General features: G+C 37.7%; 12 protein-coding genes and 1 tRNA gene. 10 read left to right on the top strand and 3 right to left on the bottom strand.

The genetic code is table 11. The features are described from left to right. The first annotated feature begins 109 nt into the window (after positions 1–109). From F1737_RS04755 to F1737_RS04720, 8 genes are all read left to right on the top strand, one after another. Entirely contained in the window at positions 110–628 is a 519-nt protein-coding gene (locus tag F1737_RS04755; protein ID WP_317137629.1) for a biotin transporter BioY, read from the top strand. After that, positions 625–1,305 (top strand): energy-coupling factor ABC transporter ATP-binding protein, encoded by a 681-nt coding sequence (locus tag F1737_RS04750; RefSeq protein ID WP_317137628.1) that lies wholly within the window; start codon positions 625–627, stop codon positions 1,303–1,305. Before F1737_RS04755 ends, F1737_RS04750 begins: the two co-directional genes overlap by 4 nt. After that, positions 1,298–1,996, top strand: a complete 699-nt coding sequence (locus tag F1737_RS04745) for an ATP-binding cassette domain-containing protein (RefSeq protein WP_317137627.1) — start codon at positions 1,298–1,300, stop codon at positions 1,994–1,996. The genes F1737_RS04750 and F1737_RS04745 overlap by 8 nt, the downstream gene beginning before the upstream one ends. Next, entirely contained in the window at positions 1,978–2,619 is a 642-nt protein-coding gene (locus tag F1737_RS04740; protein WP_317137626.1) for a hypothetical protein, read from the top strand. The genes F1737_RS04745 and F1737_RS04740 overlap by 19 nt, the downstream gene beginning before the upstream one ends. 80 nt (positions 2,620–2,699) lie before the next feature. Continuing rightward, positions 2,700–4,436: a pyruvate/oxaloacetate carboxyltransferase gene (locus F1737_RS04735; RefSeq protein ID WP_317137625.1), complete on the top strand. Its 1,737-nt coding sequence runs from the start codon at positions 2,700–2,702 to the stop codon at positions 4,434–4,436. Continuing rightward, the gene (locus tag F1737_RS04730; RefSeq protein WP_317137624.1) at positions 4,433–5,914 is read left to right on the top strand and encodes an acetyl-CoA carboxylase biotin carboxylase subunit; all 1,482 of its coding nucleotides are present in this window, start codon (positions 4,433–4,435) and stop codon (positions 5,912–5,914) included. Before F1737_RS04735 ends, F1737_RS04730 begins: the two co-directional genes overlap by 4 nt. A gap of 197 nt (positions 5,915–6,111) precedes the next feature. Beyond that, positions 6,112–7,533 carry an ApeA N-terminal domain 1-containing protein gene (locus tag F1737_RS04725; RefSeq protein WP_317137623.1) on the top strand — a complete coding sequence of 474 codons (1,422 nt, stop codon included), beginning with the start codon at positions 6,112–6,114 and terminating at the stop codon, positions 7,531–7,533. A 163-nt stretch (positions 7,534–7,696) separates the two neighbouring features. Continuing rightward, a complete protein-coding gene (locus F1737_RS04720) occupies positions 7,697–8,683 on the top strand; it encodes a TIGR00341 family protein (RefSeq protein ID WP_317137622.1) in 987 nt (328 codons plus the stop codon). Positions 8,684–8,689: 6 nt separating this feature from the next. Here F1737_RS04720 and F1737_RS04715 read toward each other — a convergent pair whose 3' ends face one another. Further along, complete coding sequence (locus F1737_RS04715) at positions 8,690–9,871, bottom strand: aminotransferase-like domain-containing protein (protein ID WP_317137621.1); 1,182 nt, start codon at positions 9,869–9,871, stop codon at positions 8,690–8,692. A gap of 314 nt (positions 9,872–10,185) precedes the next feature. On the opposite strand from F1737_RS04715, the gene F1737_RS04710 reads away from it, so the two are divergent. After that, a tRNA-Met gene (locus F1737_RS04710) sits at positions 10,186–10,298 on the top strand. A gap of 346 nt (positions 10,299–10,644) precedes the next feature. Here F1737_RS04710 and F1737_RS04705 read toward each other — a convergent pair. Both F1737_RS04705 and F1737_RS04700 read right to left on the bottom strand, forming a co-directional pair. Then, entirely contained in the window at positions 10,645–10,977 is a 333-nt protein-coding gene (locus F1737_RS04705) for a HepT-like ribonuclease domain-containing protein (RefSeq protein WP_317137620.1), read from the bottom strand. Then, entirely contained in the window at positions 10,967–11,215 is a 249-nt protein-coding gene (locus tag F1737_RS04700) for a nucleotidyltransferase family protein (protein WP_456301627.1), read from the bottom strand. Before F1737_RS04700 ends, F1737_RS04705 begins: the two co-directional genes overlap by 11 nt. A 334-nt stretch (positions 11,216–11,549) precedes the next feature. Between F1737_RS04700 and F1737_RS04695 the strand changes: the two genes are divergently transcribed. Next, positions 11,550–12,188, top strand: coding sequence for a type 1 glutamine amidotransferase family protein (locus F1737_RS04695; RefSeq protein WP_317137619.1), 639 nt, complete (start codon positions 11,550–11,552; stop codon positions 12,186–12,188). Positions 12,189–12,344 lie beyond the last annotated feature (156 nt).

The following is a 12,344-nucleotide window of genomic DNA, read 5'->3' as shown; positions in this document are numbered from 1 at the left end:
TTAAACTTGCAGGATATTTTGCATTTTTCTCAAATAAACAATATCAGAAATTCTTTTAAATTAAAAAAATCATATTATGTCAACCCAAAATAAAAGAGTGGTTGACATAATGTACGGCGACGAAAATCGAACAAAAATAATATCACAAACAGCTCTGTTTATTGCTCTGATCTCTATTGGAAGCTATATACAAATACCAATGTTTCCTGTCCCTATAACAATGCAGACTCTTTTTGTTCTTCTTGCAGGATGCATAATGAAGAGATATGCAATAATTCCCGTTCTGCTTTATGTAATCCTCGGAACAATCGGCCTTCCTGTATTTCATCAGTTTACATCGGGTCCGGGTGTTCTTTTAGGACCTACGGGAGGTTATCTAATCGGATTTGTTGCAGCAGCGGCGGTTGTTGGTGTAATCTATGAAAATGATAAAAAATTAACAAGAATAGCAGGTCTTTTTGCAGGAACAGCAATAATTGCAATTTTTGGCGTCTTATGGCTTTTTGTATCCACTTCAATGACATTTGGACAGGCTTTTTTAATTGGTGTTCTCCCGTTCATACCCGGCGACATAATTAAGACAGCTGCTGCGTATATCATCGGAGAAAGAATTAACGAAAACAAATGATTGAAATTACAGGTCTAAAACACAAAATTCTCTCAGTCAACAGCCTTTTAATCCCGGAGGGCTATTGCTGTGTAACCGGCGAAAACGGCAGTGGCAAAAGTACTCTCCTAAAGCTATGCTCCGGAATAGAACGTCCTGATGCAGGAAAAATCACAATAGATAATAAAAATATTCGCAGCATAAATGTTGGCTACGTTTCTGAATTTCCTGACAGAAATATTATTTTTGAAAATGTATTCAATGAGATCGCATCTCCCCTTAGATTCTCACACTATCCATCCAAAGAAATTGAAACAATTGTTCAAAATACCTCTAAGACTCTTGGAATTGCAAATATTCTAAACAGGCGGACAACTGATCTTTCCGGCGGAGAAAAAACATTTGTCTCACTGGCAACAGCCCTTGTAATGAAACCTGAAATTCTGGTATTGGATGAAACTGATTCACATCTGGATTTTGAGACAAACAATGAACTAAAAAATATTTTATGTGGAATTTCAGAGATATCCCACATAATACACTGCACCCAGGATATGAATACAGCTTATGAATCAGATTATGTATTATTCCTCCAAAAAGGAAATATTGAAATTTATGGTAAACCGGATTTTGTATTTGAAAAATTAAAAAATACCTGCTTTTATCCTCATAAAAGGAGGCTTGAAGAATTTGCCTGAACTCTCCCTTAACAATATATCAATCAAAAGAGGAAATTTCTCGCTTGAGGCTAATGGCATATTTAAAAGCGGAATTCATATTGTAACGGGCAAAATTGGTTCTGGAAAAACAACTCTTTCAATGATACTCTCCGGGTTTCTTAATCCGGACTCGGGGACAATATCAACTTATGGAATTGAAAAAAAAATGCTTTCAATGCAGTTTCCCGAATACCACCTCACCAAAACAAAAATTGAATCTGAAATAAAATCATGGGATCTTTCCCCTTTAGAAATTCTCAAAACCGCGGAGTTACAAGGCAGGGGAAATGAAGACCCGATGAACCTCTCAAGAGGAGAACTAAAGCGTCTTCATCTGGCCTGTGTCTTATCAAAACCCTTCGATCTTTTGCTTCTGGATGAACCTTTCAGCAGTCTGGATGTATTATGGAAAAAAAGATTCACTAAAAATCTGAATTATGCTGACAAACTGATAATTATTTTTACTCATGAACAGGCAGTTCTTCCAAAAGCTGATTACATATGGGAAATATCCAAAGGAAAATTAAATTTTATAGGTAAAGTTCCGGATTCACTGGATAAATGGAAGAATGCTCCGGAATACCTGAAATTTGCCCATGAAAAAGGAGCATCACCTGAGAATATAAGATTTGAAGATACTCTGGAGGCCCTATGCAGGATGCAAGAATAAGAATAGCATCAACAATAATGCTTTCCCTGTCAGCCTTTACAGGAACTCCGGGCTCTGCAATGGTGTTTATATGGTGGATCCTATTTTCAAAAAGACAAAAATCCATTCCTTCACCAAAACTTTTCACAGGGCTTTTGGTTATGACAGGGGCTGTGTCACTGATACTGATTATCGGGGAAGGAGACGGATTGTCATATTTCGTAAAAATGTCCGTTATTCTTCTGATTGCAGGATGGGCTTATACAGAAATCCAGACTGGAGATATGCTCAATGTTCTTACATGGGCTTTGGGAGAAAAACGGGGATTTGAACTTGGCCTCGTATCCGAAATGTCTTTAATTCAGATCCGAAAAATTTCACAGGATTATAAAAGGGCCAAAATTGCCGTAATTCTTAAAAAAAATAAATTTGGAATGGCTGAAATAATTCCTGTAATGGGTAATATTTTAATATGGCTATTAAGAGAATCAGGCGAGCATGGTAAAATCCTTGCACTACGTGGATATACATTAGGAGGTACCCTGCGCACAAAGTTCAATACAACAAAAAAAGACCTTCTTTCCTTAATTTTTTCAATTGGAATATTATTATTGTCTCTTTTTGAGTTAGTGAGATATTTATAGTTCGGAGGCGAAATTATTAGAAGCTGAATAATTGCAATTGTGAACAATATTTATGCCCCCAGAAGAAGAGGAGGTACTTTATGAGTGTGACTAATCCTGTAAAAATAACAGATACTACCCTTAGGGATGCACACCAGTCCCTAATAGCAACACGCCTCAAGACAGAGGATATGATCCCTATAGCACGGGAATTAGACAAAATAGGCTTTTTTTCGGTAGAAGCATGGGGGGGAGCTACATTTGACAGCTGTATCCGGTTTTTAAATGATGACCCGTGGCAGAGACTTCGTGACCTGAAAGCTGTTTTGGAAAATACTCCGATACAGATGCTCTTAAGAGGTCAGAATCTTGTTGGTTACAGACATTATCCTGATGATGTTGTTGAGAAATTCATTGAAGCGGCAGGCAAAAATGGTGTGGAGATTTTCCGTGTTTTTGATGCACTTAATGATATCAGGAATATGGAAAAGTCAATGGAAGTTGTAAAGGATATCGGCGCACACCTTCAGGGCACCATCAGCTATACAACAAGCCCTGTCCATTCAAATGAAAAATTCATAAAATTTGCAGAAGAGCTTTACTCAAAAGGAAGCGATTCAATATGCATAAAAGATATGGCAGGACTAATTATGCCCAATGCTGCATCCGAACTTGTAGCAGGGATTAAAGATGCCATCGATATTCCGGTAAACCTTCATTCACACTCAACAAGCGGTATCTCTTTAATGAGTTATCAGGCAGCAATTGATGCAGGTGTTGACATCCTTGACACCGCAATGTCGCCTTTTGCAATGGGAACTTCACAACCCGCAACTGAAAGTGTTGTCGCAAGTCTTAAAGGAACTGTTCATGATACAGGCATTGATCTAATGGCCCTTCGCGAAGTAAAAAATAAATGTCTGCTTGTAAGGGATAAATACGAAGGTCTCATTGATCCTATATCTGAAAGAATTGACAGTGATGTCCTTATATACCAGCTTCCGGGCGGTATGATATCAAACCTTGTTTCACAATTAAAAGAACAGAACGCTCTTGATAAACTTGAAGCAGTTCACAAGGAAATTCCTCACGTAAGAAAAGATCTCGGATATCCTCCTCTTGTTACACCCACCAGTCAGATTGTCGGAACACAGGCTGTATTGAATGTGTTAATGGGCGGTGAAAGATACTCAAACGTAACTCAGGAAGTAAAAGATTACGTTCGAGGTCTTTATGGAAAGGCTCCGGGACTCATCTCAAAGGAAATAATGGTTAAGATAATCGGAGATGAAGAACCGTTCACAGGCCGTCCGGGAGATCTTCTCGGCCCGATTTATGAGAAAATGGCAGAGGAAGCACGTGAAAAAGGCATTGTCAAAAAGGATGAAGACATTCTGACATACATCCTATATCCTGCGATTGCCCCGTCATTTTTAAAAGGCGAAAGAAAACCGGAGCTCATACCAAAGAAATCCACACATGCTGCACCATCGGTTGCCGATATACCAAGCTGTATGGAGGTTGAAGTTGACGGTGAAATCTTTGCGGTACGTATTCTGTCTGTTGAAGGCAGCGCAGTCGAGTCCTCTGCATCTGTTGGAGCAAAAAAGATTCCGCGTGATATTAAAGGCGGAGTTAAAAGCAATATGCAGGGCATGGTACTGAAAATTGAGACCAATGTTGGTGCACAGGTTAAAGAGGGAGACACTCTTGTTGTCCTTGAGGCGATGAAGATGGAAAACCCGATTAAGTCAGCAAAGAACGGCAAAGTAACTCAGATTTTTGTCGATGCTGGCGACACTGTGCAGAACGGAGACGTTTTGCTGGTGATTGAATGAAGTACTTCAATAAAATACTCATAGCAAACCGCGGCGAAATTGCAATCCGTGTAATGAGGGCATGCAGAGAACTGGGTATAGAAACTGTAGCCATATATTCAGAACCGGATAAAAATTCACTCCATGTGAAATATGCAGATGAAGCATACCTTGTGGGAGAAGCACACCCTTCCAAAAGCTATCTCAACAAGGATAAAATCATCAAAACAGCATTACAGTCCGGTGCCGAGGCCATCCACCCGGGGTACGGTTTTCTAGCTGAAAATTCTGAATTTGCAAAACTCTGCGAAGAGGAGGGAATTACTTTCATCGGACCTTCCTGGAAATGCATTGAAGAGATGGGATCAAAGCTTGGCTCCAAACACATGATGGAAAAAGCAGGCGTCCCGGTTCTGCCATATACTCCTGATGGTGTAACCTCTGTTGATGACGCAAAAAAGATAGCCGGAAATATTGGATATCCTGTCATTGTCAAGGCCAGTGCAGGCGGCGGAGGTATTGGAATGCAGATAGTCGAAAGCGAGGCAGAACTTGAAGAGGCTATCGAGAAAGGAATGAGAATTGCCAAATCCGCATTTGGTGACTCAACAGTGTTCATTGAAAAATATCTGGTTAAACCACGCCATATAGAATTTCAGGTTCTTTGTGATCAGCAGGGCAACAGAGTACATCTCTATGACAGGGAATGCTCGATTCAAAGAAGACATCAAAAACTTGTTGAAGAAGCTCCATGTCCGATTATGACCGATGAACTCCGTGAAAAGATGTCGCAATCAGCACTTAAAGTGGCTGAAGTATCGGGATATTATAATGCAGGCACTGTTGAATTCCTTTACTCAGACGGGGAATATTATTTCATGGAAATGAACACCCGTCTCCAGGTGGAGCATACCGTAACCGAAATGATTACCGGTATTGATCTTGTGCGCCAGCAGATAAAAGTAGCCGCCGGAGAAGAGCTCTCACTTTCACAGGAAGACATAAATTTACACGGACATGCAATTGAGTGCCGCATTAATGCCGAAGATCCACTTAATAATTTCACAGCCGATCCAGGTAAGATAGTCAGGTACAGATCGCCGGGCGGTCCGGGAATAAGAGTGGATTCCGGTATCCATATGGGGTACTCAATTCCTCCAATGTATGATTCGATGATTTCAAAGCTCTGTTCATGGGGTGTTGACAGGCAGGAATCAATTGAAAGAATGAGAAGGGCGATATATGAATATGTAATTCTTGGTGTAAGGACAACATTGCCTCTTCACCATGCAATTATGAATAACAAAGAATTCGTCGCAGGGAATACTCACACGCATTTTCTAAAAGAAGAACATATCAAAAACAGTCTGGGACGTTATCTTCGTGAAGAAGAGACAAGAATGCAAAACCTTGCAGAATCTCTAAGACATGGTAAAGAAGCCGCAGCAATTACTGCCGCAGTTAATGTATACATTCAGTCACAAAAAAATAATTCCTGAAATCCAGAATATTTTTTATTCAATCTCAGGCTAATTAAAAATCAATACTAAATATTAATCCCTTTTTAGAATCAGACCTCTTATCAATAATTATTTTTTAATGATAATTTTTGATTTATGAGTATTTTTAATAATTAATATTAATACTTCTGCTATACTATAAACAAAAAACAGCCGGTTCATATTTCAGAGATAAAATGAGAGAAACTTTATTAATAAACGGTAAATGGCAGATACCCGGACTGGGTGATGAACCAGTAACAGGAACACTCAGTCTGACTCCCGGTAAAAATGCGATTCTGGAATTAAAAAACCCTTTTCCGGAGGAAATTGCAAAAAAACGCCAGGTCTATCTTTTCAGGGAAATTGCAAAACAGAATTTTTATCCGATAATCACCGGAAAAGGAAACAACAGTAGTCAGATTACTCTTGTTGAATCAGGTTTTATAAAATCCGGTATTTATTCAGGCTTAAGAAAAGGATTCCTGTATACCTCTGATATCGTAATAGACGGGGAAATTTTTTTGAAGAAAGAGGATATCTCTTTTGATTCTGTCAGCGTAAATTTTGAGCACGTAAACAGGTGGTTTAACTATTCAGAGGACTTGATAAAAGAAAACAATCTAAAGAGTGATAAATATAAATCAGGTTCTTTAACATATAACATAAAAAACCAATTTGAAATTGCTATCAAATTAAATCATGAAATAACCGGCATAAAAAATCTTACTTTAAATGAAAATCCGGACATTAAAATAAATTATCCGTCTCTAAAAGAATTATCTGAAATAATTAAAGATCTTACTGTTATCCAGAATTTTTTCAGTTTTTTCATCTCATTCCCCGTTTATGCAACAGATATATATGCCATCCGTGAAAAAAATCCGCTTCTTTCGGAATATGTTGGTAAAAAAATAAAATCCGGTTCTAAAATTTATCTTCTTAATTCACGCATCATGGGTTTTAATAATTCAAAAACCATTTCTGAAATTCCATATCTTACACCGTTTATGGATATCTCCGAAAACTTTGAAGAGAAACTGAACTTATGGTTTGATTTTTCAAAGAAATATTCCGCCCTTATTGATCTGTATTTTGAGAGCACTTTTTATTCAAAAGGAATTCCGGAGAACATATTTCTGGCATTATGCCAGTCCCTTGAATTATATCACAGAGTTTCAGGAAAATTTAAGAATTATGTTATAAATCCGGAAGAATACAAAAACAGAATGAATAGTGTCAAAAAGGCTCTTCAAAAACAAAATGTATTCCCAAAAAAAGTAAGGGAGTCGATAATGAGCACATTAAAGTTTGGAAACCGTCTCAATTTTGAAAACAGAATTTTTGATATTTTAAACTACCATTCCGGCTACATGTCAGAATACATAAAAGATTTTGAAAATTTTTCAAAAAACGTGTCTTCGGCCAGGAATTTTATTGTTCACAGGGACATTCACATGATTAACAATCCTCCGGACAAAGAAATGATAGCCGAACTTATAATTCTGCTTGATATAATTCTTCATATCTGTATATTGAGTGAACTAAAGTTCAGTCCGGCAGAAATTCATGGGATTGGCAATAAATTCTTTTATTATAAAATATCTACCTATAATTAATTAAACCTCTATAATGAAATCAGAGATTTATAATCATTTTTTAGAGTATACACATCCCCGGACCAATATTTACCCTGTTTAAAATTATCCGGATATTTATGAAATTATACGGTAAGTGTCATGCTCACATAAAATAGATATTTTATACCATCAATCATTGTATATGAAAAAAATTCTCATCCACGCAAGGTATGATGATTATAAGAAAATAATACCTCTCCTTGAAAATTTTTATCATGTGGATGTGGAAGAAAAAGATTTCATTCAGATTAAGATTTTTGTTCCTGATGCTGAAATCAATAACGCACTTGAGATTCTTCGTGAACCTCTGGATTTCAGATATAAAGAAACCTTAATCGAAGTATCAACGCCTGATTTCGTAATTTCATCAACTCTTTCACGTGCAGAAAAAAATGTCAGGACAACTGAAAAAACTCCGGTTGAAAAACTTCTTGACACTGCAAAGGATTACATAAAATTAGATTACTGGAATATTTCCCTTACAGCCATTGCAGGACTGATAGCACTCACAGGTCTATTTTTAAACAATGTTGCAATAATCATCGGAGCCATGCTTCTCTCACCAATACTCGGGCCAATACATTCTTTTGCCATATATTCAGCAGTTGGAAAAACAACCGAAGCTATAAGAAGCATAGGTGTTTTATCCATTCTTCTGCTTTCGGTTTTTGTGGTCTCTGTAATCGGAACATATTTACTTTCATTTCTGGTTGCTTTTTGTCCGGAACCGATTTTAAGTATTGAACTGACACAGGAGATTATTTCAAGAACAGTTTCAAGCCCCGTTTATATTTTAATGGCAGTCCTTTTGGGAATTGCATCAATTATTGCATTATCAAGAGGAACAGCCGAGTTTATTGCTGGTGTGGCGATAGCAGCTGCACTTCTTCCTCCAACTGTTGTTGCGGGAATCTCGTTTGTGATTATACCGACAGAATTTATGGGTCCTGTTTTTCTGGTTCTTGACAATGTACTGGGCCTTATTGCAGGTGCACTCATTGCAACACTTATATTAGGAATTACTCCAAGAAACGGAACAGATATAAAAACCGCAAAAAAATTTATTCAAAGAACCGCCTTGCTGATAGCTGTGTTAATTGCACTTCTTACAGCATCTTATATTTTCTAAAAAAAATTATTTTAGTTGTTCTTTCAAAATACCAGCCAAAATTTCTATTCCTTTTCTGATGCTTTCCTCATCAGCATTTGAATAGTTAATTCTTGCAGTATTGTCTCCTCCACCATCAAAGTAGAAGGGGTGTCCCGGAAGAACAGCGACATTTTTCTCCATTGCCTTTTCAAACAATTTCGTTGAGGATAAACCGTCAGGAAGGGTCAGCCAGATGAACATACCACCGTTTGGTGTTGTGTGGGAAACCTCTTCAGGAAACATTTCATCCATTAATTTAAGCATCAGGTCGCATCTTGATTTGTACACTGCATTTATTTTGCTGATATGCGCATCAAGGTCGTTTGTCCGCAAGTATTCCTCAATAATTCTCTGGCTTAAGTAATTGGAATGAAGATCAGCCGCCTGTTTGGATGTAGCGATTTTATCGATAATTTCTTCTGGTGCACAGATCCACCCCATTCTCATTCCCGGAGATACTATTTTTGAGAATGAGCCGGTCATAATCCCATATTCGGGCATGAATTTTTTAACCGGCGGCATTACTTTTCCGGAAAAATGAAGTTCGCCGTAAGCATCATCTTCAACGAAAAGTGTTTCCGCTTCATTCAGGATATCTGCGACTTCATGTCTCTTTTCTTCAGAATATGTAATTCCGGAAGGGTTTTGTGAATTTGGAACAGCATAGAATAATTTTGGAAATTCTTCCGATAAAATCTGTTTTAATTCCTCTGTGTCCGGACCATCATTTTCCAGAGGTACTGAAAAAAATTCCGGTTGATATAACGAAAGAGCCTGTATTGCTCCAAGGTATCCTGGTCGTTCTATTGCAACTGCATCTCCGTTGTTTATGAAGATTTTTCCAATCAGGTCAAGGCATTGCTGTGATCCATTTGTGATAAGTATCTCTTCAGGTTTTACACAGAGATCATATCTTTTCCTGTAACGGTCTGCAATAAATTCACGAAGCGGAAGATAACCCTCAGTCGTTGAATACTGTAATGCATTTTTTCCGTCCTGTTCGATTACAGTCTGAGCTGCTCTTGAAATTCCTTGAATATCAATTAAATCAGGGTTTGGAAGACCGCCTGCAAATGATATGACTTCAGGTCTTTGTGTAACTTTTAAAATTTCCCTGATAAATGATTTAGGAGTTTTTTGTATTCTTTTTGAAAAACTGTATTTCATTGTACCCTTACATTATTTGTATCAACAAATGAATAGCCTTTTTTATATGAATCTCCTGATTTCCAAGAATTATTTAAAAAAAATAACCTATAATCATGAATTTTTTTAGAATTAATAGAGTTTAAACCATTTTTTACAGTTTGGTTAGAAAACATGATTTTTAAGGAAGACATTCAAAGGAAATTATTATGTTTGATTTCACAACTTTTATTTTAAAAGATATTTATTAAAACAATATCAGAACATTTAATAGACTGTCCGTCCTTGTTATTGTGCACATTGTGTGTAACTAACCAACGAAGAAGTATTCATGTGCTGTCGTGGCCTAGTTGGTTAGGGCGCCAGACTCATAGGGTTTTTGAGCACATTTCGGGGCGCTGATATCTGAGATATCTGGAGGTCGTGGGTTCGGATCCCACCGACAGCATCTTTACGCGAGGTTTAGGCCTCGTTTCTTATTTTAAGCTTTTACAGAAGTTTTCTACAATTTACTATAATCTTAACGTTAATAAATCTTTTGGTGAAATCTGAACCCAATTTTTTGATAGGTTTTTGGGGGTCGCGCAAAAATAATCTTCAGTATAGGCTTCTTTTAGATCTCGGCTTTTTGCGTGCCGCATGCGTGTAAAAAACATTAAAAATACGTCCAATTAATGGTTTATTTTTAATATAAATAATTTATTGCAGAGATTCTGTATACTCCAGGTTATCCTGAGATTATTTTTGATGAGTGCTGCGACTCTTTATAGAAATTTTTAAAAATTGTATAATGTTTATTCAGAGATTTTCAAAACCTCATCTCTGAGATCTTCAAGTTTATTCTGAATGATATCCCAGAGAAGATCATTATCAATTCTAAAATAGGCATGGATGAGAACATCACGGAGTCCTGCAACATTCTTCCAGTCGATTGCAGGATGTTCCAATTTAATTTCTTCAGGTATCATCTTAACTGCCTCGCCGATAACAAGGAGATTCTTTATGACCGCATCGATGCACATCTTATTTGAGATGAAATCGTCATAATCGATCCCTGAAGTATAATCCAGAATACTTTCAACTACATCTATGAAATCGTCAAGATAAAGGTCTATATCACGTGACATAGATTACTCCACTCATGACACTATCACGAATATGAAGATTTAGACCTTCATATGTTACGAGATCGACTTTCCTTTCAAAGAGTGATTCAAGGAAATTTTTCAGGCCCATATAATTGTCAAATGTTTTTTTGTCTGGCAGGAATTCTACGAATATGTCTATATCACTGTCCGGATTCTCCTCTCCCTTTGCAAAAGATCCGAATATGCCGATCTTCTTAACACCGAAACTACGTCTGATTTCAGTTTCGTGTTCCTTAGTTTTGCAATAAGGGAAGAGTTCATGTTACAGGGATCTGTCTCATAAAATAATATATAACCTACCAAAAACTCACTTTCACCCTTCGTATCACTCCTAGTTAAATAACCTCAACCAGAATCTTTGATCGTCTCAGGTAGGGAAAAGGTATAGGACATTTCTCACTCTCCGAACTTTTTATACCAACCAGACCAACTCGTTCCCTTTGAATCAGGTCAATTTTCAAGGGAGATCGTCAAGCCGCTTGCAGGGACGAGAATATAAATGCATTGAAAATTAACGAGTGTATTATTTAGAAATCAAATGGAGGATATTTATGTTTACAATCTATGTTTACGTTCTTGATACTTTAGCCGACTGGGAAATGGGACATGTTATTTCGGAGCTGAATTCTGGTCGATTTTTCAAAAAGGGCGAGGAACGTGTATCGCTCAAAACGGTTAGTTATTCTAAAGAGCCAATCAATACAATGGGCGGATTGACAATAGTGCCCAATTGCTTAATTGATGATATTGTTGTGAGTGAAACAAGCATTTTGCTATTACCAGGCGCAGACACATGGAAAGACCCAAAGCATGGCGCTATTATCGAAAAAGCAAGCGAATTTCTCTCATTAGGCGCTACGGTGTGTGCAATCTGTGGGGCTACCGCTGCGCTTGCCAACTTTGGGCTATTGGATAAGCGTCCACATACCAGTAATGGACCGGGATTTCTTGAAATGTTTTCTCCTGGTTATAAAGGTCAAGGTTATTATATAGACCAGCCATCTGTAGCGGATAACAACCTTATTACTGCAAGTTCCACCGGAGCTTTGTTGTGGGCGAAACAAATTATTGAGCATTTAGGTGTTTTTCAATCAGACACACTGGAATCCTGGTATGAATATTTTAGTACCGGTGAGCCTAGACATTTCTTTGCCCTCATGCAAACTTTGCCGTCTGGCAATGAAAACTGATCCACCTTTGTCATAAACAGAACGAAGCCATTGGCCGGTAATGTGGATCGGGAAACATAACACACACAGCTGGCAGGGGCCGAGACGATTAGTCAAGGCCCCTACGACCGTAATACATACCAGCTCAACCGGAGAAAACAAGGCAGGCGTTGCAAA

It is taken from the genome of Methanoplanus sp. FWC-SCC4 (genome assembly GCF_032878975.1).
Taxonomy (GTDB): domain Archaea; phylum Halobacteriota; class Methanomicrobia; order Methanomicrobiales; family Methanomicrobiaceae; genus Methanochimaera; species Methanochimaera problematica.
Note: the sequence above shows the minus strand (reverse complement) of the source record. Positions and strands in the feature narration are given on the sequence as shown.

Bases quoted from the DNA above. Each gene is read 5' to 3' on its own strand.
- F1737_RS04720 (WP_317137622.1), top strand. From the start codon at position 7,697: ATGAAAAAAATTCTCATCCACGCAAGGTATGATGATTATAAGAAAATA.
- F1737_RS04735 (WP_317137625.1), top strand. From the start codon at position 2,700: ATGAGTGTGACTAATCCTGTAAAAATAACAGATACTACCCTTAGGGAT.
- F1737_RS04730 (WP_317137624.1), top strand. From the start codon at position 4,433: ATGAAGTACTTCAATAAAATACTCATAGCAAACCGCGGCGAAATTGCA.
- F1737_RS04725 (WP_317137623.1), top strand. From the start codon at position 6,112: ATGAGAGAAACTTTATTAATAAACGGTAAATGGCAGATACCCGGACTG.
- F1737_RS04695 (WP_317137619.1), top strand. From the start codon at position 11,550: ATGTTTACAATCTATGTTTACGTTCTTGATACTTTAGCCGACTGGGAA.
- F1737_RS04740 (WP_317137626.1), top strand. From the start codon at position 1,978: ATGCAGGATGCAAGAATAAGAATAGCATCAACAATAATGCTTTCCCTG.
- F1737_RS04750 (WP_317137628.1), top strand. From the start codon at position 625: ATGATTGAAATTACAGGTCTAAAACACAAAATTCTCTCAGTCAACAGC.
- F1737_RS04755 (WP_317137629.1), top strand. From the start codon at position 110: ATGTACGGCGACGAAAATCGAACAAAAATAATATCACAAACAGCTCTG.
- F1737_RS04705 (WP_317137620.1), bottom strand. From the start codon at position 10,977: ATGTCACGTGATATAGACCTTTATCTTGACGATTTCATAGATGTAGTT.
- F1737_RS04715 (WP_317137621.1), bottom strand. From the start codon at position 9,871: ATGAAATACAGTTTTTCAAAAAGAATACAAAAAACTCCTAAATCATTT.